This window comes from Streptomyces sp. MS19 (assembly GCF_047200595.1).
Taxonomy (GTDB): Bacteria; Actinomycetota; Actinomycetes; order Streptomycetales; family Streptomycetaceae; genus Streptomyces.
Genome location: NZ_JBJZOH010000013.1, coordinates 72,075 through 96,607 on the forward strand (window position 1 = coordinate 72,075; position 24,533 = coordinate 96,607).

22 protein-coding genes, 2 tRNA genes and 1 riboswitch are annotated in these 24,533 nt (G+C 74.1%); of the genes, 9 read left to right on the forward strand and 15 right to left on the reverse strand.

Translation table 11 applies throughout. The annotated features are described in order from the left end of the window. Positions 1 to 196: 196 nt before the first annotated feature. The 3 genes from ACL02R_RS15570 (at position 197) to ACL02R_RS15580 (ending at position 2,028) form a co-directional block, all read left to right on the forward strand. On the forward strand, positions 197 to 1,117 hold the full coding sequence (locus tag ACL02R_RS15570; RefSeq protein WP_412797492.1) for a hypothetical protein: 921 nt from the start codon (positions 197 to 199) through the stop codon (positions 1,115 to 1,117). A 6-nt stretch (positions 1,118 to 1,123) separates the two neighbouring features. Then, positions 1,124 to 1,462, forward strand: a complete 339-nt coding sequence (locus ACL02R_RS15575; RefSeq protein WP_412797493.1) for a hypothetical protein — start codon at positions 1,124 to 1,126, stop codon at positions 1,460 to 1,462. A gap of 398 nt (positions 1,463 to 1,860) precedes the next feature. Next, on the forward strand, positions 1,861 to 2,028 hold the full coding sequence (locus tag ACL02R_RS15580) for a hypothetical protein (protein ID WP_412797494.1): 168 nt from the start codon (positions 1,861 to 1,863) through the stop codon (positions 2,026 to 2,028). A gap of 318 nt (positions 2,029 to 2,346) precedes the next feature. Here the strand turns inward: ACL02R_RS15580 and ACL02R_RS15585 are convergent, their stop codons facing one another. Together ACL02R_RS15585 and ACL02R_RS15590 are read right to left on the reverse strand one after the other, a co-directional pair. Continuing rightward, complete coding sequence (locus ACL02R_RS15585; RefSeq protein ID WP_412797495.1) at positions 2,347 to 3,228, reverse strand: Bax inhibitor-1/YccA family membrane protein; 882 nt, start codon at positions 3,226 to 3,228, stop codon at positions 2,347 to 2,349. A gap of 193 nt (positions 3,229 to 3,421) precedes the next feature. Further along, a tRNA-Leu gene (locus tag ACL02R_RS15590) sits at positions 3,422 to 3,503 on the reverse strand. A 382-nt stretch (positions 3,504 to 3,885) separates the two neighbouring features. Between ACL02R_RS15590 and ACL02R_RS15595 the strand changes: the two genes are divergently transcribed. Together ACL02R_RS15595 and ACL02R_RS15600 are read left to right on the forward strand one after the other, a co-directional pair. Further along, complete coding sequence (locus ACL02R_RS15595) at positions 3,886 to 4,665, forward strand: ABC transporter ATP-binding protein (RefSeq protein WP_412797496.1); 780 nt, start codon at positions 3,886 to 3,888, stop codon at positions 4,663 to 4,665. A gap of 66 nt (positions 4,666 to 4,731) precedes the next feature. Beyond that, positions 4,732 to 7,278, forward strand: coding sequence for an ABC transporter permease (locus ACL02R_RS15600; protein ID WP_412797497.1), 2,547 nt, complete (start codon positions 4,732 to 4,734; stop codon positions 7,276 to 7,278). 57 nt (positions 7,279 to 7,335) lie between these two features. On the opposite strand, the gene ACL02R_RS15605 is transcribed toward ACL02R_RS15600, so the two are convergent. Both ACL02R_RS15605 and ACL02R_RS15610 read right to left on the reverse strand, forming a co-directional pair. Continuing rightward, on the reverse strand, positions 7,336 to 8,625 hold the full coding sequence (locus ACL02R_RS15605) for a class I SAM-dependent methyltransferase (protein ID WP_412797498.1): 1,290 nt from the start codon (positions 8,623 to 8,625) through the stop codon (positions 7,336 to 7,338). A gap of 252 nt (positions 8,626 to 8,877) precedes the next feature. Beyond that, positions 8,878 to 10,290 (reverse strand): NAD(P)/FAD-dependent oxidoreductase, encoded by a 1,413-nt coding sequence (locus ACL02R_RS15610; RefSeq protein ID WP_412797499.1) that lies wholly within the window; start codon positions 10,288 to 10,290, stop codon positions 8,878 to 8,880. Positions 10,291 to 10,842: 552 nt separating this feature from the next. Between ACL02R_RS15610 and ACL02R_RS15615 the strand changes: the two genes are divergently transcribed. Together ACL02R_RS15615 and ACL02R_RS15620 are read left to right on the forward strand one after the other, a co-directional pair. Further along, positions 10,843 to 11,118 (forward strand): type II toxin-antitoxin system Phd/YefM family antitoxin, encoded by a 276-nt coding sequence (locus ACL02R_RS15615; RefSeq protein WP_412797500.1) that lies wholly within the window; start codon positions 10,843 to 10,845, stop codon positions 11,116 to 11,118. Continuing rightward, positions 11,115 to 11,384, forward strand: coding sequence for a type II toxin-antitoxin system RelE family toxin (locus ACL02R_RS15620; protein ID WP_412797501.1), 270 nt, complete (start codon positions 11,115 to 11,117; stop codon positions 11,382 to 11,384). Before ACL02R_RS15615 ends, ACL02R_RS15620 begins: the two co-directional genes overlap by 4 nt. A 27-nt stretch (positions 11,385 to 11,411) precedes the next feature. Here ACL02R_RS15620 and ACL02R_RS15625 read toward each other — a convergent pair whose 3' ends face one another. The 8 genes from ACL02R_RS15625 to ACL02R_RS15660 all read right to left on the reverse strand — a co-directional run bounded on the left by ACL02R_RS15625 (position 11,412) and on the right by ACL02R_RS15660 (position 19,353). After that, positions 11,412 to 12,356: an exopolyphosphatase gene (locus tag ACL02R_RS15625; RefSeq protein ID WP_412797502.1), complete on the reverse strand. Its 945-nt coding sequence runs from the start codon at positions 12,354 to 12,356 to the stop codon at positions 11,412 to 11,414. After that, entirely contained in the window at positions 12,353 to 12,916 is a 564-nt protein-coding gene (locus ACL02R_RS15630) for a DUF501 domain-containing protein (RefSeq protein WP_412797503.1), read from the reverse strand. Before ACL02R_RS15630 ends, ACL02R_RS15625 begins: the two co-directional genes overlap by 4 nt. A 46-nt stretch (positions 12,917 to 12,962) precedes the next feature. Then, entirely contained in the window at positions 12,963 to 13,469 is a 507-nt protein-coding gene (locus ACL02R_RS15635; RefSeq protein ID WP_412797504.1) for an FtsB family cell division protein, read from the reverse strand. 140 nt (positions 13,470 to 13,609) lie between these two features. Further along, complete coding sequence (gene eno, locus ACL02R_RS15640) at positions 13,610 to 14,890, reverse strand: phosphopyruvate hydratase (RefSeq protein WP_362957892.1); 1,281 nt, start codon at positions 14,888 to 14,890, stop codon at positions 13,610 to 13,612. A gap of 252 nt (positions 14,891 to 15,142) precedes the next feature. Next, positions 15,143 to 15,790: a transglycosylase family protein gene (locus ACL02R_RS15645; RefSeq protein ID WP_412797505.1), complete on the reverse strand. Its 648-nt coding sequence runs from the start codon at positions 15,788 to 15,790 to the stop codon at positions 15,143 to 15,145. Positions 15,791 to 15,793: 3 nt separating this feature from the next. Continuing rightward, positions 15,794 to 15,926: riboswitch (cyclic di-AMP (ydaO/yuaA leader) on the reverse strand. Positions 15,927 to 16,280: 354 nt separating this feature from the next. Next, positions 16,281 to 16,649: a hypothetical protein gene (locus ACL02R_RS15650; RefSeq protein WP_412797506.1), complete on the reverse strand. Its 369-nt coding sequence runs from the start codon at positions 16,647 to 16,649 to the stop codon at positions 16,281 to 16,283. 114 nt (positions 16,650 to 16,763) lie between these two features. Beyond that, positions 16,764 to 18,044 carry a cytochrome P450 family protein gene (locus ACL02R_RS15655; protein WP_412797507.1) on the reverse strand — a complete coding sequence of 427 codons (1,281 nt, stop codon included), beginning with the start codon at positions 18,042 to 18,044 and terminating at the stop codon, positions 16,764 to 16,766. Further along, positions 18,037 to 19,353, reverse strand: a complete 1,317-nt coding sequence (locus ACL02R_RS15660; protein WP_412797508.1) for a sensor histidine kinase — start codon at positions 19,351 to 19,353, stop codon at positions 18,037 to 18,039. The genes ACL02R_RS15655 and ACL02R_RS15660 overlap by 8 nt, the downstream gene beginning before the upstream one ends. A gap of 157 nt (positions 19,354 to 19,510) precedes the next feature. Between ACL02R_RS15660 and ACL02R_RS15665 the strand changes: the two genes are divergently transcribed. Further along, positions 19,511 to 19,582, forward strand: a tRNA-Gln gene (locus tag ACL02R_RS15665). A gap of 2 nt (positions 19,583 to 19,584) precedes the next feature. On the opposite strand, the gene ACL02R_RS15670 is transcribed toward ACL02R_RS15665, so the two are convergent. From ACL02R_RS15670 to ACL02R_RS15680, 3 genes are all read right to left on the reverse strand, one after another. Then, complete coding sequence (locus ACL02R_RS15670; RefSeq protein ID WP_412797509.1) at positions 19,585 to 20,844, reverse strand: serine/threonine-protein kinase; 1,260 nt, start codon at positions 20,842 to 20,844, stop codon at positions 19,585 to 19,587. Further along, a complete protein-coding gene (locus ACL02R_RS15675; protein WP_412797510.1) occupies positions 20,841 to 21,335 on the reverse strand; it encodes a hypothetical protein in 495 nt (164 codons plus the stop codon). The genes ACL02R_RS15670 and ACL02R_RS15675 overlap by 4 nt, the downstream gene beginning before the upstream one ends. Positions 21,336 to 21,420: 85 nt before the next feature. After that, entirely contained in the window at positions 21,421 to 23,286 is a 1,866-nt protein-coding gene (locus tag ACL02R_RS15680) for an N-6 DNA methylase (protein WP_412797511.1), read from the reverse strand. 177 nt (positions 23,287 to 23,463) lie between these two features. Between ACL02R_RS15680 and ACL02R_RS15685 the strand changes: the two genes are divergently transcribed. Continuing rightward, a complete protein-coding gene (locus tag ACL02R_RS15685; protein WP_412797512.1) occupies positions 23,464 to 24,108 on the forward strand; it encodes a DUF4352 domain-containing protein in 645 nt (214 codons plus the stop codon). Positions 24,109 to 24,533 lie beyond the last annotated feature (425 nt).

The window sequence follows — 24,533 nt, forward strand, 5'->3', positions numbered from 1 at the left end:
ATACGGGCGATACCGAAGCGCCCCCGGGATGTGATGCAGGGCGGAAACGGACGGAAAAGCGCAGCTCACAGCGGTGCGCGCGGAACGCCCCGGACGAAGGACCTGTCCGGTGGATGACGTTGTGCACTGCACGCCGTGGCCTCGCCCCGGAAACCTGGGATAAGAAGTCAGGGACAAGAACACTGGGAGCGAGTCCGTGAGCGCCATATCCGTCATCCTGCTGGTGACCGCAGGCACCGCCGTCGCCCTGGGCGCGGGAGCCCTGATCACCGCGCGCGGGCTGCGTGCCGACCTGGCCGCCCTGCGCGCGGAGCTGGCCGCGCACCGGGTGCCGGGCACGCGGCCCGCGCCGCCGGAGGAGATCCGCCGCGCCGTCGCGGCCGCGCTGGCGGACGAGCGGGACCGCGAGCTGGCGGAGGCCCGCGCGTACTGGGCGGAGCAGGACGCGGCCGAGCACGGTGTCCCCGGCGGGCTGCTCTCGGGACGCGGCGGCCTCGGCCACGACGTGGCGGACGCGGACGAGGAACTGCTCGACGCGCTCCTGGAGCGCTACCTCCTCAGCGACTCAGGACTTCCCGGGCCGGGGCGCGACGGGGCGCCGCTCATCCCGCGCCAGTCGGCGGAAGCGATGGACGAGGACCCGGCCGGTGCCGCGGCCGGCGCCGAGCAGGACCCCCAGGACGGCGGCGAGTCACCCGAGCTGGCGGCCGCCCGCCGCCGCCACCCCTCGCACCCGGGCTACACCCTGTCCGGCGAGCCGGTGGACCGCTCCACGGCGGCGGAGCGCGCGGCCCGCGACGAGCACCGGCGCACGGCCGAGCGGCTCGCGCGGCTCGCCGAGGCGCGGACGCCGCTGGCGGACGTGCGCCCGGGGCCGCTGGGCACGCTGGACGTCTTCCTGTTCACGGACGGCACCACGCTGTGCCTCTCCCCCAGCCACCAGGAGGCCGCCGGGCGGCTGGCCGAGGCGGTACGGTCGGGGGAGCCGCCGGTGCTGATGGGCGGCTCGGGAGTCTCGGGGGCGTACGCCCTCACGTTCTCCTGCGGCGACGACAGCGTCTACCTGCTGGCGGACCGCGTGGTCGCCTCGTCCTACCTCAACGAGCCGAACGAGTAGCCGTACGTGACCGAGCGCCCCGACCCCGCCGCCCTCGACGCCGCCGTGGACCGCGTCGCCGACCGCGTGCGGCCGATGCCGGAGAGCGCGCTGCGGCGCGGCACCGGCGCCCGGGGGCTCGCGCTGGCCCGCGAGCTGGCCCGGCGCGCGCAGCTGGTGGAACGACCGGACGCGCCGCCGCGGGAGCTGCCGGACGACGGGCTGTACGTCGTCGGCGACCAGATCGCCGTCGCGGGCCACGACCTGGCGCACGCCCTGCGCGCCGCTCCGCCCGGCCCGGCGGCCGACGCCGAGCTGGCGGCGGCGCTCGGCCTCCTGCGGGCTTTCCAGGACTCGCGCTCCTGATCCCGGCCTGGTCGCCGGACGCGGCGCCGGTACTCGCGCGACGCGGTGACGCGGCGGGGCCACCGTCCGGCGGCACGGTCCCCGGAAGTTTTGGCAGACGGGCTCCGCGGGCCGCGAGGCACCGGGCGCACGCGGGCGACGCGGCGCGCGTCTTCCTGATCTTGCTGATCCTGTCGGGTCAGGCCGCGTTGTCCGAGGCGGTGCCTCGCGAGGCGACGACGCGGCGAGACTCCCCCAGGCGCAAGAGGGCCCGGAAGACGCGCCCTGGGGGGAGGCGGAGGCGGGAGGGCCCGTTTTCCGGACAGGCAGCGAAGCCGCTCAGGCACCCCGCCGCTCGCTCCGCGCCCAGGTGCGAACAGGTCGCGAGGCACCGGAGGCACCGCGGGCACCTCCACCGGGTGTACTCGGGCGACGCGGCGGGCATGCGCGGCCGGGGGATGCGGAGGCGGCCCGCCACCGTCCGCGCCGGGCGTCCGCCGCGCGTCGAGGCGTACGGGGTCACCACGGCGGTGCTGCGGCCGGAGGGGAACTACGCGCTGACCCCACGCTGTCCCGGCCTGGCATGACCTGGCCACGGTGGGCATCAGCCGGACGTCTCCCCGACCAGGGCCAGCGCCCCGGCTCCCACGACCAGTTCGGGACGGAAGAGCGCCGCCACCCGCACGGCGGTGCCGGCGGGCGGGCGCGCCGTGGTCACGTACGTGTCCGCGCGGAGGGCCGCTTTCCGGGCGCGCCCAGGGCGGAAGGCGCGGGCAGGGCCGCCTCTTCCGAGGCGGGCGCCGGGACCCCTCAGACACCCGGCCGCCGCCGTACACACGCGGGCCCCGGCGGGAGGTCTCCCGCCGGGGCCCGCGGACGGTATGTCACACCCGTGCCCGCCCGCGTCAGTCACCTTGCAGGATCGCGATGAGCCGCAGGAACTCCAGGTAGATCCACACCAGCGTCAGGGTCAGGCCGAACGCCGCCAGCCACGACTCGCGCTCCGGGGCACCGTAGGCGATGCCGTCCTCGACCATCTTGAAGTCGAGGGCGAGGAAGCAGGCGCCGAGGACGATGCCGATCAGGCCGAAGACGACGCCGAGGGCACCGTCGCGCAGGCCGAGGCCGTTGCCGTCACCGATCAGGGCGACGACCAGGTTGACCATGGCCAGGAGGACGAAGCCGACGGCGGCGGCCAGCACGAACTGCGTGAACCGCTGCGTCACCCGGATGATGCGCTGCTTGTACATGAACAGCACACCGGCGAAGACCGCCATCGTGCCGATCACGGCCTGCATCGCGGCGCCGGGCGCCGCCTGGTTGATCGCCGCGCTGATCGTGCCGAGGAACAGGCCCTCGAAGACGGCGTAGGCCAGGATCAGCGCGGGCGAGGCCTCGCGCTTGAAGCTCTGCACCATGGCCAGGACGAAGGCGACCAGGGCCGCGCCGACGCCGAGGGCGACCGGCAGGTCGCCGATCCAGGCGGCGGCGGCCGCGAGGACGACGGTGCCCAGGGTGAGCGTGGTGCGGGAGACGACCGAGTCGATCGTCATCACACCGGCGCGCTGCGGCGCGGCCGGGGGCACGGCACCGCCGGCGTGGCCGGTCTGCGGCTGGGCGTAGGGGTTCGCGGGCTGGGCGTACGGGTTGCCCGGCTGCGCGTACGGGGTGCTCGGGCCGCCCGCGTAGGGGTTCCCGGTCTGCGGCTGCGGTCCGGCGTTGAAGCCGGCGTAACCACCGTCCCGACTGAACCCCCGACGCGTGAGGACCGGGTTGCTACTCCTCATCTCACTCCTCCATGGCCGCACGGCACGGCCTTGACCACCAGAGTAATGCGTTCGCAAAGAACGCACGGTAGTGCAGTCGGGGAAACGAGCGGAAGGGGGTTTGTGTTCCCGTACGGACTCGGTACGCGGCCGGGCGGGGGTGGACGTCTGCTCTCCGGTGCACCGTCCCCGGTCACCGGTTCGAGCCCAGGGATGCCCGGAGCCGGACTTGAACCGGCACGGCCCGAAGGCCAGCGAGTTTTAAGCTCGCCGTGTCTGCATTCCACCATCCGGGCACAGATCCCCAAGCCGTACCGGGCACGTGCGCGCCAGGGCCTCTACCGAGCTTATCCGGCCGATTCGGCTGAACACCGGTGCCCCAGGCCGATGTTGTCTGATTTTATGAGCCCCTGATGGCTCATCAGACCGGCACCGGGCGGCCACGTGCCGTTTTGACTCCGTCACACGAGGGACGCGGCGGACGAGGATTGACGCAAATCAACCCTCCGCATCCTCACGGGCACACAGGGGTGCCGTCCTCCTCAAGGATGACGCCGGGAGACGCGGCATACCCCTGAAGAGAACAGAGAACAAGCACGATGACGGATCGCGCCCGCCGGGCGGCGTGGCAGAGGATGGCGGAGCACCGTCAGTCACCCACTTCCCAGGAGCGCTCCCGTGTCCACGTTTGCCGACGCCTCCCCGGCCGCCCCTACCACGCCGGTGGCCGCACGCGCCACCGACCTGACGAAGGTCTACGGCACCGGTGAGACCCAGGTCGTCGCCCTGGACCACGTGTCCGTCGAGTTCCGGCAGGCCGAGTTCACCGCGATCATGGGGCCGTCCGGCTCGGGCAAGTCCACGCTGATGCACTGCATGGCGGGTCTCGACACCGTCTCCGGCGGCTCGGCGCACATCGGCGAGACGGAGATCACGGGGCTGAAGGACAAGAAGCTGACCCAGCTGCGCCGTGACCGCGTGGGCTTCATCTTCCAGGCGTTCAACCTGCTGCCGACGCTGAACGGCCTGGAGAACATCACGCTGCCCATGGACATCGCCGGGCGCAAGCCCGACAAGGAGTGGCTGGACCGCGTCATATCCACCGTCGGGCTGGCCGACCGGCTCAGGCACCGCCCGGCCCAGCTCTCCGGCGGCCAGCAGCAGCGCGTCGCCGTCGCACGCGCCCTCGCGAGCCGGCCGGACATCATCTTCGGCGACGAGCCCACGGGCAACCTCGACTCCCGCGCGGGCGCCGAAGTCCTGGGCTTCCTGCGGGAGTCGGTGCGCGACCTCGGCCAGACGGTCGTGATGGTCACCCACGACCCGGTCGCGGCGTCCTACGCGGACCGCGTGGTCTTCCTCGCCGACGGGCGCGTCGTCGACGACATGGCGGACCCGACCGCCGAGCGGGTGCTCGAACACATGAAGCGGTACGACGCCAAGGGCCGCACCAGCTGACGCGACCGCCGCTCCACCGGTACCGCACAGACCGACCTCACCCGACACCGTTCCCGGGAATCCAGCATGCTCAGAACCGCCCTGCGCAACGTCTTCGCGCACAAGGCGCGCTTGCTCATGACGACCCTCGCCGTCCTGCTCGGCGTGGCGTTCGTCGCGGGCACCCTCGTGTTCACCGCCACCCTCTCCGAAGCCTTCGAGCGCAGCGCGGAGGACGGCCTCGCCGACGTGGACGTGGCCATCAGGCCCGACGACGACAGCGACGCCGCCGAGGAGACCCCGGGTGGCGCCGCCGACCTGCCGCCGGAACTGCTCGACGCCGTGGCCGCCCTGCCCGGCGTCGCCTCGGCCACCGGCGACGTCTCCGGCTTCGCCGCGCTCGCCGACAAGGACGGCGACCTCGTCGGCGACGGCTGGGACACGACGGGCGCCAACTACTTCGCCGGCGCCGACGGTTCGGGCACCGACACGCGCTACCCGCTGGCCGAGGGCCGCGCCCCCGAGCGCGACGGCGAGATAGCCGTCGACGCGAAGACGGCGGAGCGCACCGGCTACGCCGTGGGCGACACGGCGCGCCTGTCCGTGGACGGCCCCGTGCGCGAGGAGACCGTCACCGGCGTCTTCACGACCGACGACGGCGCCGTGGCGGCGGGCGGCTCGCTCGTCCTGTTCGACACCGCGACCGCCCAGGAGCTGTACACCTCGGACGGCGGCTGGACCGAGATCGTCGTGGCGGCGGAGTCCGGCACCTCGCAGGACGCGCTGCGGGCGGCCGTCGCGCCGCTGCTGCCCGACGACGCCGAGGCCGTCACCGGCGAGCAGGCGGCCCGGGACCAGGCGGAGAGCATCGAGGCGGCCACCAGCGGCATGCGGACGGCGCTGCTCGGCTTCGCCGGGATCGCCCTGTTCGTCGGCGTCTTCATCATCGCCAACACGTTCACCATGCTGGTGGCCCAGCGCACGCGTGAGCTGGCGCTGCTGCGCGCGGTCGGCGCCAGCAGGCGGCAGGTGACGCGCTCGGTCCTCGTCGAGGCGCTGGCGGTCGGCGCCGTCGCGGGCGCGGCCGGGCTCGCCGCCGGCATCGGCATCGCGGCCGGGCTGCGCGGCGTCATGTCGGCGACCGGCATCACCGTCCCGGACGGGCCGCTGGTCGTCTCGGCCTCGTCCATAGCCACCCCGCTGCTGGTGGGCGTCGTCATCACCGTGCTGGCCGCCTGGCTGCCCGCGCGGCGCGCGGCGAAGATCCCGCCGGTGGCGGCGATGAGCAGCCTGCACGCGGTGCCCACCACACGCGGCCTGCTGGTGCGCAACGCGATCGGCGCCCTGTTCGCCGCGGCGGGCGGCGCGCTCGTCCTGGCGGGCATCGGCGCGGACGACAGCGGGGCCACGATGGGCCTCGGCGCCGCCCTGCTCGTGATCGGCGTCTTCGTCCTCACCCCCCTGCTGTCCCGGCCGGTGATCGCGCTCGCGTCCCCGCTGATGCGGCCGTTCGGCGTCTCGGGCAAGCTGGCGCGGCTCAACGCGGTGCGCAACCCGCGCAGGACCGCCGCCACCGCGTCCGCGCTGATGATCGGCCTCACCCTGATCACGGGCATGACGGTGATCGCCGACTCGCTCGCCAAGGCCATCGACCGGCTGGCCGCCGAGTCGATGACGTCCGACTACGTCGTCTCGATGGCCAACTTCGCGCCGCTGTCGCCCGAGGTCGGGAGCACGCTCGCCGAGCAGCCCGGCGTCACGGCCATCAGCGGGCTGCGGGCCTCGCCCGTCCTCGTCGCCGACGACCCGGACGTGCAGTACCTCACCGGCGTGGACGGCGAGGCGATACCCGAGCTGGTGAACGTCCGCTTCACCGCCGGGTCGTTCGACGGGCTCACCGGGCGGAACGCCGTCGTGGACGAGAACATGGCCGACGAGTACGGCTGGGGGCTCGGCGACACCGTCGACGTCACCTGGGAGGACCAGGGGACCGGCAGCCTCACGGTCACGGGCGTCTACGAGGGCAACGAGCTGATCAGCGGCATCATGCTCGACAGCGCGACGCTCGACCCGCACATGAGCCGCGTGCAGGACTTCCAGGTGATGCTGCGCCTCGACGCGGGTGCCTCCGACGCCGCCAAGGACCGGCTGGAGAGCGCGCTCGGCGACAACCCGGCGATCCTCGTCCAGGACGAGGAGGACATCTCCGAGGACATCGCCTACCTCTTCACGCTGATGCTCAACATGCTCTACGGGCTGCTCGCGATGGCGGTGGTCGTCGCCGTCCTCGGCGTCATCAACACCCTCGCCATGTCGGTCTTCGAGCGGCGCCAGGAGATCGGCATGCTGCGGGCGATCGGCCTCGACAGGCGCTCCACCAAGCGCATGGTCCGGCTGGAGTCGATCACCATCGCGCTGTTCGGCGGCGTGCTCGGCCTGGCGCTCGGCGTCTTCTTCGGCTGGGCCGTGGGCCGGCTGATAGGCGACGCGATGTCGACGTACGAGATGGTCCTGCCCTGGGGCCGCATGGCGGTCTTCCTGCTGCTGGCCGGGCTGGTGGGCGTCCTGGCCGCCCTGTGGCCCGCCCGCCGCGCCGCGCGGCTCAACATGCTGGAGGCCATCAAGGCCGACTGACCGCCAGGACGGAGGGGACGGCGCGGCCGGGCCGCGCCGTCCCCGTCGGGCAGCCGGTCAGGCGGCGCGTTCCACCCAGGCGCGGGGGCGCAGTGGCAGTGACGACGCGCCGTCCGCCGGGGGACGCACGGCGAGGATCTGGTTCACGCCGATCCGCCCCCGTTCGAAGGCGAGCGCGGAGGCCGCCATGTACAGCCGCCAGACGCGCGCCCGCCCGGCGCTCGTCAGGCGCACGGCCTCGCCCCAGCCCGCCTCCAGGTTGCGCACCCACTGCCGCAGCGTCAGGGCGTAGTGCTCGCGCAGCGCCTCGGCGTCCCTGACCTCGAAGCCCGCGCGTTCCAGCAGCCCGGCCGTCGTGCCGACCGGCGCCAGCTCGCCGTCCGGGAAGACGTACGCGTCGATGAACGGGTCGATGCGGTAGGCGCCCTCGTCCTGCCACGGGCGGCGGGCGATCTGGTGGTTGAGGAGCCGCCCGCCCTCGCGCAGGAGGCCGAACAGGCGCGTGGCGTACTCCTGGTAGCGCGCGGCGCCCACGTGCTCCGCCATCCCGATGGAGGAGATGGCGTCGAACGGCCCGTCCGCCGTCTCGCGGTAGTCCTGGACGCGGATCTCGACACGGTCCTCCAGGCCCTCCTTGAGGGCGCGTTCCCGCGCGTAGGCGGCCTGCTCCTCCGAGAGGGTGATGCCGACGACCCGCACCCCGTACTCGCGCGCCGCGTGGATCGCCATCGAGCCCCAGCCGCAGCCGACGTCGAGCAGCCGCTGCCCCTCGCGCAGGGCGAGCTTGCGGCAGACGAGGTCGAGCTTGGCGGCCTGGGCCTCCTCCAGGGTGGTGTCCTCCGTGCCGAAGACGGCGCACGAGTAGACCATCGAGGGGCCGAGCACCAGCTCGTAGAAGTCGTTCCCCACGTCGTAGTGGTGGCTGATGGCGGCGCGGTCGCGGCGCAGGGAGTGCATCGGCCCGCCGCGCCGGGACACCTCCTCGGGCGGCGGGGGCAGCGGGACGGGGACGACCGGGCCGATCAGGCGGACGAGGTCGCGGGCGAGGGCGAGTCGGGCGGCGGGGGCGAGCGGAGGGCGCCGCGCGGCGAGCGAGGTCAGGCGGTCGAGCGCCTCGTACAGGTCGCCCTCGACGTCCAGTTCGCCCGCGACCCAGGCGCGCGCCAGGCCCAGTTCGCCCGGCCGGTAGAGGAGGCGGCGCAGGGCCCGCCGGTGCCGTACGACGAGGACGGGTCCCGTGGTCCCGGGCGGCCCGGCCTCGCTGCCGTCCCAGGCGCGCAGGCGGACGGGGAGTGGGCCGCCGAGTACCTGTTCGATGAGTGCGGCCAGCCGTTGAGCAGCGGGCATACGGACACACCTCCAGAAAAGGGAACAGTCTGATTCTGTTCAGCCCGGAGAGTCAGGCGATCCAGAAACGCCCGGGGAGGCAGGTGCATTCCGCAGGTATTAACGCCCGAGGCGTAATAAAGCGGTACAAAACGTGGCACAAGGGGAGGGTAAAAAGTAGGAAAAGCGCCCGTCGCCGTGGAGGCGCGCACGGCGGAGGGGGCGGTCCGGCTTCCGCCGTACCGCCCCCTCCCGGGTCGTTCTGACGCCTGGTCAGCCCGCCTTGACGGTGGACTTCGCGTCGGCCTCGGCCGGCGCTGCGGCCAGCCGCTTCTGCTCGGCGGCGGCCGTCACCGGCGCCGCGGCCTCGTGGAACTCCTCGCGCGGCCGCTCCATCGCGCCGAGCGAGACGACCTCGCGCTTGAGGAACAGGCCGAGCGTCCAGTCCGCGAAGACGCGGATCTTGCGGTTCCACGTCGGCACGGCCAGGCCGTGGTAGCCGCGGTGCATGTACCAGCCGAGCCGCCCGCGGAAGCGGAAGGTCAGCTTGCCGAGCTTGATCGCGGCGACGCCCTTGTGCAGGCCCAGACCGGCGACCGCGCCCATGCTCGCGTGCTTGTAGTCCTTCTGCGGGAAGCCGCGCATCCCCGAGATGACGTTGTCACCGAGGACCTTGGCCTGCCGCAGGGCGTGCTGGGCGTTCGGCGGGCACCAGGCGTTCTCGACACCGGCGGCGCGGGCCGCGAGGTCGGGGACCTGGGCGTTGTCGCCGGCCGACCAGATGGAGTCGGTGCCCTTCACCTGGAGCGTCGGCTCGGTGTCCACGTGGCCGCGCGGGCCGAGCGGGAGGCCGTAGCGGGCGAGCACCGGGTTGGGCTTGACCCCGGCCGTCCAGACGATGGTGTTCGAGTCGGCGGTGACGCCGTTGCTCAGCTCGACGTGGCCGTCCACGCAGGAGTTGACCGACGTCTTGAGGTGGATCTCGATGCCGCGCGCGGCGAGGTGCTCCAGGCCCCACTCGCCGAGCTTCGGGCCGACCTCGGGGAGGATCTTGTCCGCGACGTCCACGAGCACGAACCGCATGTCCTCGCGGGTGATGCCCGGGTAGTACCTGGCGGCGTCGCGCGCCATGTCCTCGACCTCGCCGATCGTCTCCGCGCCGGCGAAACCGCCGCCGACGAAGACGAACGTCAGCGCCTTGCGCCGGATCTCGGGATCGGTGGTGGAGTCGGCCTTGTCGAGCTGCTCCAGGACGTGGTTGCGCAGGCCGATGGCCTCCTCCACGCCCTTCATCCCGATCCCCTGCTCGGCGAGCCCGGGGATGGGGAACGTACGGGAGACCGCGCCGAGCGCGACCACCAGGTAGTCGAACGGGACCTCGTACGGCCGGCCGACGAGCGGCGCCACGGAGGCGACCTTGCGGTCCTGGTCGATGGAGGTGACACGGCCGGTGAGGACCTCGGCCTTGGGGAGCACCCGGCGCAGCGGCACCACAACGTGACGCGGGGAGATGCTTCCTGCTGCCGCTTCGGGGAGGAAGGGCTGGTACGTCATGTAGGAACGCGGATCGACGACGGTGACGGTCGCCTCGCCGTACCGCATCTTCTTCAAGATCCGGCGGGCTGCGTACAGACCGACGTACCCGCCGCCTACGACGAGAATTCGGGGACGCTCCGTGGTGCTCATGCCATCGAGTATCCACCCGGCCCAGGGGGGTAGCTCGTGAGGGGCTTCACAAGCATGGGGTGTCGTTCTGCTACACTGCGCCCCCTTTTCCGCCCGCCATCCGCGCCAGGCGGTCGACGGCGGCGGGGCAGGGGGCGCGCGTGCGGCCGTAACCGGACGAACGCCGCAGCTCGCGGCCGGTGCGCCAGGCGCACCGGGGCAGTCGGCGCTCCCCCGCCGCCCCGCGCGCGGTCCGGCGGCCCGGGGAGGGAACCGGCCCACCCAGCGGCGGTTTCCGGCCACCGGGACCCGCCTGCGACCCCTTCACCACCCTTGTGGGGTCGATCCCATGTGAAAAAGTTCACGAACCTTTCGGCGGGGCGGCCGCCCGGTGTCGGCACTCCCCTCCGCGCTCCGGGCCGCGCTCGCCCACCAACCGGCTTCCGACCTGCGGCCATGCCTCCGGAGCGCGCCATACGAGGGGGGGCGAGCCCGCATCCCCGACCGAAGCGGTCGGCTTCCACGCTCCACGGCCGTCACCTGCGTGTACACAATGATGCGTACACTTGCTGCATGGCAGACAACACCGCGACTGTCCGGGAAGCCCGCGCCCACCTGGCCGACCACATCAACCTGGCCGAGCAGGGGACCCCGACGGTGATCACGCGCAATGGCGTGCCGGTGGCGGCGCTGGTGCCGATCGCCGACTTCGACGCCGTCGAGGAGGCGGCCGACCTCTTGCTGGCCCGGGAAGCGGAGGCCGAGCTCGCCGCCGGAGAGCCCACCGTGTCCATGGCAGAGCTACTGGCAGAGCTGTTCGCCGAGCGCACCGGCGACGACGCGGCGTGAAGTACACCCTCCGGTTCACACCGGCGGCCCAGCGGCAGCTCCGAGCGGTCGACCGGCTCGACGCCATGCGCATCCTGACCTCGCTGACCGCGCTCGGCGACGACCCGCGCCGTGCCGACGCGGACATCAAGAGACTCGCCGGCCCCTCGGGCCTCTACCGGCTCCGCGTCGGCGCCTACCGGGTGGCCTACCGCGTCCAGGACGACGAACTCCTCGTCCTGGACGTCAAGGTGGGCGGCCGGCGCGATGCGTACCGGGGACTCTGAACGCGGGCCGGTGACGCCGGCCGCGCGTCAGGCGCGGTCGGCCACGCCGTAGGCGATGCCGTCCAGGATGTCGTGCTCGCTCACCACGACCTCCGAGGCGCCCGTGCGCTCCATGACGCGGCGCAGGATCAGCGCGCCCGCGCCGATGACGTCCACGCGGCCCGGGTGCATCACGGGGATCGCCGCGCGCTCCGCGTGCGTGGCGGCGAGCAGCCGGTCGGTGGTCTCGCCGACCTGGCCGACGCCGATGCGCGCGTGGTGGATGGCGCCCGGGTCGTACGCGGTCAGGCCGAGGGCGATCGCGGCGACCGTGGTGACCGACCCGGCGAGGCCCACCAGCGTGCCCGCCTCGGTGAGCGGCACCCGCTCGGCGGCCAGGTCGAGGGCGGCGTCGATGTCGGCCGTCATGGCGGCGGCCTGCGCGGCGGACGGCGGGTCGGCGACGGCGCCGTCGTCCCCGGTGAGGTGGCGCTCGGTGAGCCGGACGCAGCCGATGTCCACGCTGCGCGCCGCCCGTACGCCGCCCGCGCCGAGGACGAACTCGGTGGAGCCGCCGCCGATGTCCGTCACCAGGTAGGTGTCCCGGGCGAGTTCGCGGGTGGCGCCGGTGAACGACAGGGCGGCCTCCTCGTCGCCCGTGACGACCTCGGGCGTGACGCCGAGGATCTCCCGCACGCCGCGCGTGAAGTCGTCGCGGTTGGCCGCGTCGCGCGTCGCCGAGGTGGCGACGAAGCGGACCCGCTCGGGCGGCACGCCGTGCGCCCGGATCGCGTCGGCGTACGCGCGGCAGGCGGCGAACGTACGCTCCAGCGCCTCCGGGGCGAGCCGCCCGGTGCGGTCCACGCCCTGGCCGAGGCGCACGATCTCCATGCGCCGGTCCAGGTCGGTGAGCAGTCCGGTGTCCCGGTCGGTGCGGGCGACGAGGAGGCGGATCGAGTTGGTGCCGCAGTCGATGGCGGCGACGGACGTCATGCGGGAAGGTCCTCTCCTGTACCCGTGCTGCTGCTGTCGGCGGCCCCACGCGGGACGCAGGGCCCCTTGCGCCACCACTCGGGCAGCATCGCCAGCGCCTCGTCGCCCAGCGGGTTGACGCCTGGCCCGGCGGCCAGGGAGTGCGCGACGAGGACGTGCAGGCACTTCACGCGGTCGGGCATGCCCCCGGCGCTGGGGAAGCCGGGGAGGACCCCGATGGCGTCGCGCCGGGCGATGTAGTCCTCGTGGGCGGCGCGGTAGGCGGCGGCCAGCTCCGGGTCCTCGGCGAGCCTGGCCGTCATCTCCCTCATCACGCCGCCCGCCTCCAGCGTGCCGATGGCGGACGCGGCGCGGGGGCACGTCAGGTAGTACGTGGTGGGGAACGGGGTGCCGTCGGGCAGCCGGGGGGCGGTCTCGACGACATCGGGGTTGCCGCAGGGGCAGCGGTGGGCGACGGCCCGCAGCCCGCGCGGGGGGCGGTCGAGCTGGGCGCGCACGACGGCGGTGTCGGCGGCGTCGGGGGCGGTGGGTGTCGTCTCCACGGGGAACTCTCCGGTCACGGCTCGTCGGGGGCGCGGACCCGTCCCGCCGTGCCGCGCGCGGCGGTCACGGTGTGGCGTCCGCGCCGTCGGCGCGGTCGAGTCCTTCCCACATCTTCTCGTGCCACGGCCGCTCCCCGGCGGCGCCCCTGTTCTCCAGGCGCTCGCCCTCGTCCGCCCCGGCGGTGTCGCCCGGGTCGGGGATGACGTAGCCGACCTCGCCTGGCAGGACGAACAGGAGGCGTTCCCTGGCCTGCCGCTGGACGTACGCGTCGTCCTGCCAGCGTGCCTTCTCGTCGCGCAGCTCGGCGACGCGGTCGCGCGCCTCCTCGGCCTGGCGGCGCTGGTCGGCGATCTCGGAGCGCTGCTGGATGTACTGCCGCAGCGGGTACGCGAGGGCGACGACGAGGGAGCAGATCACCAGCGCGAGGACGGCCGCGCGGCCGGTGAGGCGTACACGGCGGGGCCGGGGGGTCAGCCTGCGGGTCTGCGCCTGGTAGACGCGGGCGGCGGCCTGTTCGCCGAGCGCCCGCAGTCTGGTGGCGGTGGAGAACCGGTCGCGCTCCGCGGCCACGTCGCCTCCCGTCCCGGCCCTGCCGTGTCGCCGTCTCGTCCGTGCGTCCGTCCCCGCCACCGTACGGGACGGAGGGCGGGGAGGGGCGCTGGGGACGGGTGGTGGCGGGCGTATGTCGTGCCCGCCGGGTGCCGTACGGGTCAGCCGCGGAAGCGCGGGAAGGCGGTGCGGCCCGCGTACACGGCGGCGTCGTCGAGGATCTCCTCGATGCGCATCAGCTGGTTGTACTTGGCGACGCGCTCGGAACGGGCGGGCGCGCCGGTCTTGATCTGGCCGCAGTTGGTGGCGACGGCGAGGTCGGCGATGGTGACGTCCTCGGTCTCGCCGGAGCGGTGGGACATCATGCACTTGAAGCCGTTGCGCTGGGCCAGCTCGACGGCGTCGAGGGTCTCGGTGAGGGAGCCGATCTGGTTCACCTTGACGAGCAGCGCGTTGGCGGAGCCCGCGTCGATGCCGCGCTGGAGGCGCTCGGGGTTGGTGACGAACAGGTCGTCGCCGACGATCTGGACCTTGTGGCCCAGGGTTGCGGTGAGGGCCTGCCAGCCGTCCCAGTCCTCCTCGCTCAGCGGGTCCTCGATGGAGACGAGGGGGTACGCGTCGACCAGCTCCGCGTAGTAGGCGGTCAGCTCCTCGGCGGTGTAGGCCTTGCCCTCGAAGGTGTAGACGCCGTCGGAGAAGAACTCGGTGGCGGCCACGTCGAGGGCGAGCGCGATGTCCTGGCCGGGGGTGTAGCCGGCCTTCTGGATGGCCTCGACGATGAGGTCGAGCGCCTCGCGGTTGGAGCTGAGGCTCGGCGCGAAGCCGCCCTCGTCGCCGAGGCCGGTGCCGAGGCCGCGCTCCTTGAGGACCTTCTTCAGCGTGTGGTAGGTCTCGGCGCCCCAGCGGACGGCCTCGGAGAACGACTCCGCGCCGATCGGGGCGATCATGAACTCCTGGATGTCCACGTTGGAGTCGGCGTGCGCGCCGCCGTTCAGGATGTTCATCATCGGCACCGGGAGCTGGTGCGCGTTGGGGCCGCCGAGGTAGCGGAAGAGCGGCAGGTCGCGGGACTCGGACGCGGCGTGCGCGACGGCGAGGGAGACGCCGAGGATGGCGTTGGCGCCGAGGGACGACTTGTCGGCGGTGGCGTCCAGGTCGAACATGGCCTGGTCGATGAGGCGTTGCTCGGTGGCGTCGTAGCCGACCAGCTCGGGGCCGATCTGCTCGATGACGGCGAGGACGGCCTTCTCGACGCCCTTGCCGAGGTAGCGGCTCTGGTCGCCGTCCCGCAGTTCGAGGGCCTCGAAGGCGCCGGTGGAGGCACCGGAGGGCACCGCTGCGCGGCCGGTGCTGCCGTCGTCGAGGCCGACCTCGACCTCGACCGTGGGATTGCCTCGCGAGTCCAGGATCTCGCGGGCGACGACGACGTCGATGGACGGCACGTGGGTCTCCTTCTGTCACGGGGCCTGGTGCGGCTGCTGGGCGCGGGGCTTCTCGGCGCCCGAGCCCTCTGAGCCTAACCGGCCCGTGGGCCGCCACCGCCCCTCAGCTCGCCAGGCCCGGCTGAACATCCGACGAATTCGCAGCTCAACGGGGGCGCCAGCTTTTTGTTTATCCAGTGAAGAAAACCCGGTGCCCGGGGGTCGCGCGCCCCCCGGGCACCGGGCCTGTACCCTCCGCGCGCGGCGGACGGCTCAGAGCACGAACTGCTGGCCCGGGAGGATCAGGTCCGGGTCGTCGCCGATCACGTCCTGGTTGTCGGCGTAGATCTGACGCCAGGTCGTGTCGTGGGCGGCGGCGATGGCCGACAGGGTGTCGCCCGGCTCGACCGTGTAGTCGCCGGTGGCGGCGGGGGCGGCCTGCCGCACGACGGGGGCTTCCTCGACGGGCGCTTCCTCGACGGGCGCGGGGGCCTCCTCGGCCGGGGCCGGCTCGCTGCCGCCCAGCTCGGGGGCGGGACCGCCCGCGGACAGCCCGGCCTGGGCGCCGCAGACCGGCCAGGCGCCGGGGCCCTGCATGGCGAGCAGGTTCTCGGCGGCGGCGATCTGCTGCTCCTTGGTGGCCTGGTCGGCGCTGGCGGCGTACTGCGTGCCACCGGCCGCCGCCCAGCTGGACGCGGAGAACTGAAGGCCGCCGTAGTAGCCGTTGCCCGTGTTGATGGACCAGTCGCCGCCGGACTCGCACTGGGCGACGGCGTCCCAGGTGTCGACGGAGGCGGCGCTGGCGCCGGTGGCGCCGATCAGCGGCACGGCGAGGGCCGCGCCGGTCACACCGGCGGCGGCGGCGAACCGTACGGGCCTGCCCGGACGGCGGTGGCGGCCCTTTGCGGAGGAGAAGCGCATGACGTTCCTTCTCACCGACGCCTGCGAGGTGAGCTGTCGGGTTCGGGCTGGTGAGTGCCCGGCCCCGGATGCCCTGCGGCGTCCGGGACTTCACCCCGAGCCGTTCCGTACGGTGCGCGTACGGCGCGGCGTCCGCGGCCCGGCCATGACGGCCGCCGGGTCGCGGGTTCGGGTCCCCCGCTCCTGCCCGCGGTGGTGCGGTGGTGGTCCCCCGGACCGGGGCAGGATTCGGCGTGGTCGGTCCGGGCGCCCGGCGGTGAACCGGGCGCAGGACACTAAACACACGTCGCCTAACGATTCAAGAACGATCAAGATCGTCCGAGATCGGTAAAGATCGCCGCAATACCGCGTCGCGACCGCGAACACCCTGAATCCGCGCAGGTCATGCGGCAATCGGACAGGTGGGACGAGAGGGGCGGAATGGAAGGCGGGAGAGACGATGCTCACACCCCGCACGCCCCCACGGACCCCGCCCCGGGCAGCGCGCCGTTCAGGCCGCGGCGGACCTCAAGTACGTCCGGCGACGCGGGGAGATGGCGACGGTATCGCCTCCCATGTCTGATTTGTGACGGGCGGCCGCGCCACGGCGGAACGGGAGGACGGCCCCCCGCAGCGCGCGGCGCCCGTGCGCGGAGACGGGCGCGGCCGACTCCTCGGGACCGCCCATCTCCTCCTCGGCCTGTGCCTCCTCGGCCTCCTCGGCCCAGTCGACGTCGTCGCCGTAGTCCTCCCGGTACTCCGGCCGGAGACCGGCCCGCGCGGCGAACCGCCGGGCGCCCGCCCTCCCGGCTGCCGCCGCCCCGGCACCGCCGTCCCTGACCTGCCACGGACGTCGCTGACGACCAGTCCCCGAGCGCATTTTGTAGGGCCTCCCTGAACGAACATGTACGAACACTGTTGCGGCTGAGGGGAACCTAGCCCTCCCCACCACTCGATCACAAGCCGATCCCACAGAGATCACGCGCGGATCACACTATTGACGCGGGGTCATTCCCGCCGGTCCGAACTCCACGGGCAGGGAACGGAGTCCGCGCATGATGAGGCCGCCGCGCCAGCGCAGCGCCGACCAGTCTCCGCCGGGGCGCAGGTCGGGCAGCCGCGCGAGCAGGATCTCGAACGCCGTACGGGCCTCCAGGCGGGCCAGGGGCGCGCCCAGGCAGTAGTGGATGCCGTGCCCGTAGCCGAGGTGCGGGTTGTCGGCGCGGGTGAGGTCGAGGCGGTCGGGGTCGGTGAAGCGCGCCGGGTCGCGGTCGGCCGCGGCGAGGACGACGAGGACGGGGTCGCCGCGTTCCACCGCCTGCCCGCCGAGCGTCAGCGGCTCGTCGGCGAACCGCCAGGTGGCCAGCTCGACCGGCCCGTCGTAGCGCAGCAGTTCCTCGACGGCGCGCGCGGCGCGGTCGCCGCCGTCGGCCGCGTCCGCCGCGAACAGGCCGCGCATCGCGTCGAGTCGGCCCGGCGCGCGCAGCAGGGTGTGCAGCCCGTTGCCGATGAGGTTGACCGTCGTCTCGAAGCCGGCGAACAGGAGGATGAACGCCATGGCCGCGGCCTCCTCCTCCGTGAGCTGCTCGCCGTCGTCCGAGGCGCGGATGAGCCCGGAGATCAGGTCGTCGCCGAGGCCGGCGCGCTTGCGGTGGATCAGCTCGGCCAGGTACGCGCGCATCCGCTTCACGGCGCGGCCGACGCCGCCGCGCCTGCCGGTGGTGTGCAGCATCATCCCGGCCCACGCGCGGAAGTCGTCCTGGTCCTCGCGCGGGACGCCCAGCAGGTCGCAGATCGCGAGGATGGGCAGCGGGAAGGCGAAGTCGTCGATCAGGTCGGCGGAGCCGCGCGCGGCGAACCCGTCGATCAGGGCGTGCGTCAGCTCGCGCACGCGGGGCTCGAACGCCGCCACGCGCCGGGGCGTGAACGCGGCGGACACCAGGCGCCGCAGCCGCGTGTGGTCGGGCGGGTCGATGTTGAGCAGGTGCGTCATGACGCCGGCGCCGCGTTCGCCCGGGATGCCGACGCGGCCCCTGGCGTGGGCCTCTGCGGTGTGCGCCGCCGGGTTCTTGCTGAGCCGCGGGTCGGCGAGCGCGCGGCGGGCGTCGGCGTAGCGCGTCACCAGCCAGGCCTCGACACCGCTCGGCAGCGTCGCCCGGTGCACCGGCGCGTGCGCGCGCAGCCAGGCGTACGCGGGGTACGGGTCGGTGGCGAAGGCGGGGTCGAAGAGCGCGGGCGGCGCGCCCCCGCCGGCCGGGCAGCGCGGCTCAGGCACCGGACGGCTCCCGCCGGTCGGGGATGACGGCCGAGACGCGGAAGCCGCCGCCGTCCGTCGGTCCCGAGACGAAGCCGCCGCCGAGCGCCATGACGCGCTCGCGCATGCCGAGCAGGCCGTTCCCGCCGCTCGGCAGGCGCGCGCCGGGGACCTGCGCGCCGGCCGGGGCGTCGTTCTGCACCAGCACGGCCACCTCGCCGTCGCGGTGCGCGAGCCGGACGCGGGCGACGGCGCCCGCCGCGTGCTTGTGGACGTTGGTGAGCGCCTCCTGCACGACGCGGTAGGCCGTGGACTCGACCGGCTCGGCGTAGCCGCGCGGCTCGCCCTCCACGGACAGGTCCACGGACATGCCCGCCGCGCGCGACTCGTCGATCAGCGCGGCGAGCCCGTCGAGCGCGGGGCCCTCCGGTGGCGGGACGGCCTGGGGGCCGGGGTTCGCGGGCGGGTCGGTGGGCGCGGGGCGGGGCGGGGCGGCGACGAGGGGCTTGTCCGCGGCGCGCAGGACGCCGAGCATCGTGCGCAGTTCGGTGAGAGCCTGGCGGCCCATGTCACCGATGAGGGTGGCGTTGCGCGCGGCCTGCTCCGGGTCCCTGGGTGCCACGGCGGCGACCGCGGCGGCGTGCACCACCATCAGGCTGACGCGGTGCGCCACCACGTCGTGCATCTCGCGGGCGATGCGGCGGCGTTCCTCTCCCCTGGCCCACTCGGCGCGCTCCTCGGCGCGCTCGGCGAGGAGGACCAGCTCCCGTTCGAGCCCGCCCGCGCGGTCGCGCAGGGACTCGACGAGCCGCCGCCTGGCCCGTACGTACATGCCGAGCAGCACGGGCGGCACGACGAGGACGACGGCGAAGATCCCCGCGACCAGCGGGCGGAACCAGGCGGGCATCGGCTGCGCGTCCAGGCCCGGGTCCTGCTTCAGCAGCAGCAGGGTGACGGCGAACGAGCCCGCCGCCTCCGCCGCGGCGAGCGCGCCGACGAGGCGGCGGGGCGCGTCCGTGGTGGCGAGGGTGTAGAGGCCGACGACGGTGAGGACGTCGCCCATCGTCGTGGGGAGGATGGCGATGGCGACGAGGATGACGGTCAGCGGGCGTTTGCGGCGGATGACGACCGTGCTGCCCGCGACGATGCCGAACAGCGCGACCAGTATGGGCGGCAGGCCCGTGCGCTGTGCGAAGTTCAGGCCCTGTATGACGCATTCGGCGGCCGACGCCAGCGCGAGCCCTATGTCGAGCGCCGCGCTGCGGCGCCGCGTCCACCACCACAGCCGGTACCCCCCACCGGCCGTGGTCTCCTCCCCCGAAGTGTTCATGCCGACCAGCCTACGGGCGGGATCGGCTCGTTCTCAGGAGGGTGCGCGGGGCCGCGGCGGGGCCGTCCGGCCGTCGCGTGGAGGGGGGCTGGGCTGGCATAGTGTGGGGTGTCCGGCGGGCGGCGGGTGGTTGGGGCCGTTCTGGCGGGCGTTGCCATCCCCTGTGGTGTAATCGGCAGCACTGCGATTTTTGGTGTCGTAAGTCCAGGTTCGAGTCCTGGCGGGGGAGCCTCAGTGGCCCAGGTGGCGCAGGCAGAGCTGTTCGTCCGCTCTGAGCTGGAGCACCAGCGGGTCGTACGGGCCGCGGTCGGCGGTCAGGTCGTCGGCGAGGCGGCGTATCTCGGGCAGGGCGCGCTCGTACTGGGCGGTGTCCAGCAGGGTCGCGGCGTACTGCTTGCGCAGGGTGCGCACGACCGGTGACGTCTCGCCGAAGCGCTGCGCGGCGGCCGGGAGCGTGCGCCGCAGCAGGTCGGCGACCTCGTGGTAACGGGCCTGGGCCAGCAGCTGCTTGATCTCCTCCAGGCTCGCCGCGAGGTCGGGCGCGGCGTGGCGGGGCGGCCAGGGGGCCAGCGGGTGGCGCAGCGGGCGTGTGGGGTCCAGCGGGCTGTCCGCGCCTGTGCCTGTGCCGGGGCCCGCGGTGTGCAGGAGTTCGGCGAGGGGGACGAAGAGGGCGGCCGCGCTCCGGGGGCGGTCGGCGGGGTCCTTGGCGAGCAGTTGGTGGATCAGGTTGGCGAGCCCGGCGGGGAGGCCGGGGCGCAGCCCGGCGAGGGGGACGGGCTCCTCGTGCAGCTTCTTGTAGAGGAGGCCCGCCGGGTTGGGCGCGGTGAACGGGACGCGGCCGGCCAGCAGTTCGTACCCGATGGCGCCGAGCGCGTACAGGTCGGCCGCGGGGCCGACGGGACTGCCGCCGACCGCCTGCTCGGGGGCCATGTAGACGGGTGTGCCGAGGAGGGTGCCGGTCCGGGTGAGGCGCGCCTCGTCGGTGTCGTCGGTGACGGCGGCTATGCCCAGGTCGAGGACGGTGATCCGGCCGTCGGGGCGGACCATCACGTTGCCCGGCTTGAGGTCGCGGTGGACGATGCCGAGGGCGTGCACGGCGGCGAGCGCGGAGCAGAGCTGCGCGAGGACGGCGACGGCCCAGGGCCAGGGGTACGGATCGTGCTCGGCCAGGTGGTCGGCGAGGTCGGAGCCGTCGACGAGCTGCATGACGAGGAAGAGTTCGGCCCCGTCCTGCCCCGCGTCGTGGACGACGACCAGGCCCGGGTGGTCCACGCGGGCGGTGGCGCGGCACTCGCGGAGGAAGCGGTGGCGCAGGCTTTCGGCGTCGCCGTGGCCCGAGCCGTCGGCGAGGCGTTCGGCGTCGAGGAGCTTGACGGCGATGCGGCGTCCGCCCAGGGCGGTGTCGCGGCCGGACCAGACCTCGCCCATGCCGCCCTTGCCGAGGGGCTCGGTCAGTTCGTAGCGGCCCGCGAGGAGGCGGGGGGAGGTCACCGGCCCTCCTGACGGCGCAGGTACTCGCCCAGTTCGTCCAGTTCGGAGGCGACCTGGTGCATGCGGGGGTACGTGGGGGTCGCGGGGGTGGGGGTGGGGGGCGGCGCGGGGTGGTGCGTCCCGTAGGGCCCCGGGAGGGGCGTCTGCTGCGGCGCGTGGGGGGTGTGGCGGGGCAGGTGGCCTGTGACGGCGGCGTGGCAGCAGGCGCCCAGGATCAGCGCGATGACGTAGGCGCCGCCGAAGACGCCGGCGTTGCCGTCGTCACCGTCGGGGATCGTCACCAGCAGGATCACCTCGCCGACGGACAGCGCCCCGTAGAGCGCGGCGTACCGCCAGTCGGAGCGGCGTCCGCGGCGGCTCGCCAGGTGGATGAACGGCACCCAGGCGAGCAGGCCGAGCGACAGCAGGGGGACCGCGGCGAAGATCCACCGCAGGGCCTCGGCCCGGACGTCCCGGCCGGGCGGTGGCGGGGCCGTGGGCGGACCGTACATCGCACCCCCATCGGGTATCCGTTCGAGCGGTGCGACATGTCGGGCACCGCGGATCTGGATGATAGCCGTCCCCGCCCGGCGCCGTTCAGGGTCCGTCGCCGCCGGGTGGGAGGGTGCCCTCGGTCAGTCCGTCCACGGTGCCCTGCGCCAGGCGGCGGCCGAGTTCGGCGGCCTGGGCGAGGGCGTTCTCGAAGGCGGCCAGTTCGGCGAAGCGGCTGCCGTAGCGGCGTTGCAGGGGCAGCGGGAGCCGGGGGACCTTGAGGCGGCGCAGGTCGATGCGTCCGGCGGAGGAGGCGTAGCTGCTGGCCTGCCGTGTGTTGGCGCTGCCGCGCAGGAATCCGGCGAGGAACCACGGGTCGAGGGCGGTGGGGTCGGGGCGCAGCAGGCCGGTGTGGCGTTCGGGGGTGGTGCCCGCGTCGCTGTCGGGGACGACGTACGGGGCGGCGCTGCCGTCGTGGAACAGCGGGACCAGGATGTCGCCGGGGCGGGTGGGGGGTGGGTCGGTGGGGTGGAGTTCGAGGGCGCCGGAGCGGGCCAGTTCGCCCACGGTGACCGTCGACCAGTGCGGGGCGCCCACGGGGACGTCGCCCGGGGGTACGGGCACCGGTGCGAGTTCCAGGGTGCGGCGCAGGGTCTCCTGGAGGTCGCGCTGCACGGCGGTGAGGGCGGAGCCGCCGGTGGTGTGCCCGGGTGGGGGCAAGTGGCGGGCCGGGGTGAGGTCGACCTCGTCGTCCAGCAGGTCGATGACGGGCAGGGCGCGGTGCACACCGGGGCGCGCGGGGAGGTCGCCGTCGCGGTCGAAGGCGCTCCAGGCGGCGAGGACCGTGCGGTGCAGCGCGGGCCAGTCGAGGCCGTCACCGGCGCGGGCGCCCGGGGCGCGGGAGGTGACGTTGCCGGTCTCGACGACCAGCAGGCGCGGTTCGGCGGCCATGGAGGGGGCCGTGGGGTCCGGCTTGCGCAGGACCCAGAGGTGCAGGGGCAGGCTGTGCGGCGGGGCGGCGCCGGTGGGCAGGGCGATGACGGCGCGCAGGGTGCCGCGGCGCAGGAGGGTGGACCGCAGGCGGCGGCCGGTACGGCGGGCGGCGACGGCGGGCGGCATCAGGAGGACGGCGGTGCCGCCGGGGCGCAGGCGGGCCAGGGTGTGCTGGAGCCAGGCGAGTTCGGACTCGGTGCGGGCGGGGAGGCCGTACTCCCAGCGCGGGTCGTAGGACAGCTCGGCGTGGCCCCAGTGCCGTTCGTTGAACGGCGGGTGGCACAGCGCGGCGTCGGCGGCGAGTCGGGGGAAGGCGTCGGCGAGCAGGGTGTCGCCGGGGCGGACGTGGACGCTGTGGCTGCCGTGCAGGGCGAGCCGCAGTCCGCAGAGGTGGGCGAGGAGCGGATCGGCGTCCTGGCCGTGCAGTTCGGGGGGCGGGGCGCCGTCGGCACAGCGGGCGGCTGCGAGCAGGGTGCCGGGGCCGCAGGCGGGGTCGTAGACGGAGTCGGCGGGGCCGGCGAGGGCCGCCATGAGGGACGCGACGTCGGGCGGGGTGAGCGTCAGCTGGCGGGCGGCGGCGTCGAGATGGCGGCCCAGCAGGAAGTCGAACGCCTCGGCCGGGCTCGTCCCGGCGGCCAGGCGCGCGGTGGCGTCGGCGGCCTCGTCCGCGCCGTCCGGGGGGCGGTCGCCGTGCTGGAGGAGCTGGTCGCCGAGGCGGGCGACGGCGGCGGCCGGCCCGTCGCGGTCGGACTCCACGAGCTGCCAGAGGCGTTCACGCAGGGGGACCTCGGCGAGCTTGCCGTGGGCGCGGAGCCAGCGTTCGACCTCCGGGAGGGCGAACGTGGGGCTGGTCTCCGTGCCGCCCACGGGCTGGGGGAAGTGGTCGTAGCGGCGGCGCCAGTTGCTCACCGCCGCCCGTCCTACTCCGGCGAGCCGGGCGATACCGGCTGCGGTGACCTCCGAGGTGTGGCCCGGCACGTGACTGCCTCCTGTCGGCTGCGCGGTGGGACGACCTTACCCACAGTTCCGGGGTTTTCGATACACAGCACGGCGAAGGCCGTTCACAGACTTGCCCGTTGACTCGGTTCACAGGTCATGTTTTTATTGACCCGTCGGCCCGAGGGGGTCGGCGTTGACTGAGGGAGGGAACCTGACATGGTCAGGACCAGGAAGCGGATGACGGCCGTTGCCGCGATCGCCGTGGCGGCGCTCACCATGGGCGGCGCGCTGACGGCGTGCTCCAGCGAGGACGACGGCGACTCCGCTTCTGCGCAGGAGACTTCGGGCTCGGAGTCGGGGGGCCAGGAGGACGAGGAGCAGGCCGGGGCGGAGACCTCCGAGGACGCCGACGCCGCCGAGGACACCGGCGACGCGGCCGCCGAGGAGGAGGCTCCGGCGGGTGGGGGCACGTACGGCGCGGGCGAGGGCGTACCGTTCGACGGCGACGTGACCGTCACCGTCTCGGCGCCCGAGCCCTACACGCCGGACGAGTACGCCGTGGGCCACACCGAGGGCAACAGCGCGTACGCCGTGACGGTCACCGTGGAGAACTCCGGTTCCGAGGTGTACGACACCGACATGCTGTTGGTCACCGCGCGGGCCGGTGACGACGGCGTGGAGGCGGAGGAGATCTTCGATGAGACCATGGGGTCCGGCTTCGGCGGGGCGCTCCCGGCCGGTCAGACGGCCACCGGGCAGTTCGCCTTCGACGCGCCCGCCGACGCGGCGGCGCTGAACGTCCTGGTCGAGGACATGGACGACTTCGAGAGCAACGGCGAGACCTGGACCCTCACGTTCTGACCCCCGCGCTCCGAACACCGCCGCGCCGCGCGGCGGCACCGGCCCACGCAGGGCGGCGGGACCCCCGTGTCCCGCCGCCCTGCGTCCGTGCGCGCGGACGCGGGCGCGGGCGCCTGTGGGCCTCACGGGGCACCGCGTCAGCCGCCGGGCGGCGGCTGACGCCACGCGCCGGACCGGTGGTCCGCGTATCCCGTCGCGGGTTCACGCCACCGGGCGCCGTGCGTCGCGAGGCGCCGTATCCTCCGCGCGGTGGCACACCGGCACGTTGACCGGATGCGCCGACAGCCACGCGCCGGGCGCGCCGGGCAAGCGGCTCCGGAAGACGCCAGGTCCAGGTGTCGGACAGTCGTCCCCCGCCCGGAGCAGGCGCAGTTCAGCGCCGTCCGAGTCGCACGGTGAACGGCCGTGCCATCCGACCCGCGGGT

Excerpts from the sequence above, each read along its gene's own strand:
- ACL02R_RS15600 (WP_412797497.1), top strand. The coding sequence starts at position 4,732 with ATGCTCAGAACCGCCCTGCGCAACGTCTTCGCGCACAAGGCGCGCTTG.
- ACL02R_RS15615 (WP_412797500.1), top strand. The coding sequence starts at position 10,843 with ATGGCAGACAACACCGCGACTGTCCGGGAAGCCCGCGCCCACCTGGCC.
- ACL02R_RS15685 (WP_412797512.1), top strand. The coding sequence starts at position 23,464 with ATGGTCAGGACCAGGAAGCGGATGACGGCCGTTGCCGCGATCGCCGTG.
- ACL02R_RS15675 (WP_412797510.1), bottom strand. The coding sequence starts at position 21,335 with ATGTACGGTCCGCCCACGGCCCCGCCACCGCCCGGCCGGGACGTCCGG.
- ACL02R_RS15660 (WP_412797508.1), bottom strand. The coding sequence starts at position 19,353 with ATGAACACTTCGGGGGAGGAGACCACGGCCGGTGGGGGGTACCGGCTG.
- ACL02R_RS15645 (WP_412797505.1), bottom strand. The coding sequence starts at position 15,790 with ATGCGCTTCTCCTCCGCAAAGGGCCGCCACCGCCGTCCGGGCAGGCCC.
- ACL02R_RS15610 (WP_412797499.1), bottom strand. The coding sequence starts at position 10,290 with ATGAGCACCACGGAGCGTCCCCGAATTCTCGTCGTAGGCGGCGGGTAC.
- ACL02R_RS15650 (WP_412797506.1), bottom strand. The coding sequence starts at position 16,649 with ATGCGCTCGGGGACTGGTCGTCAGCGACGTCCGTGGCAGGTCAGGGAC.
- ACL02R_RS15585 (WP_412797495.1), bottom strand. The coding sequence starts at position 3,228 with ATGAGGAGTAGCAACCCGGTCCTCACGCGTCGGGGGTTCAGTCGGGAC.
- ACL02R_RS15605 (WP_412797498.1), bottom strand. The coding sequence starts at position 8,625 with ATGCCCGCTGCTCAACGGCTGGCCGCACTCATCGAACAGGTACTCGGC.
- ACL02R_RS15625 (WP_412797502.1), bottom strand. The coding sequence starts at position 12,356 with ATGACGTCCGTCGCCGCCATCGACTGCGGCACCAACTCGATCCGCCTC.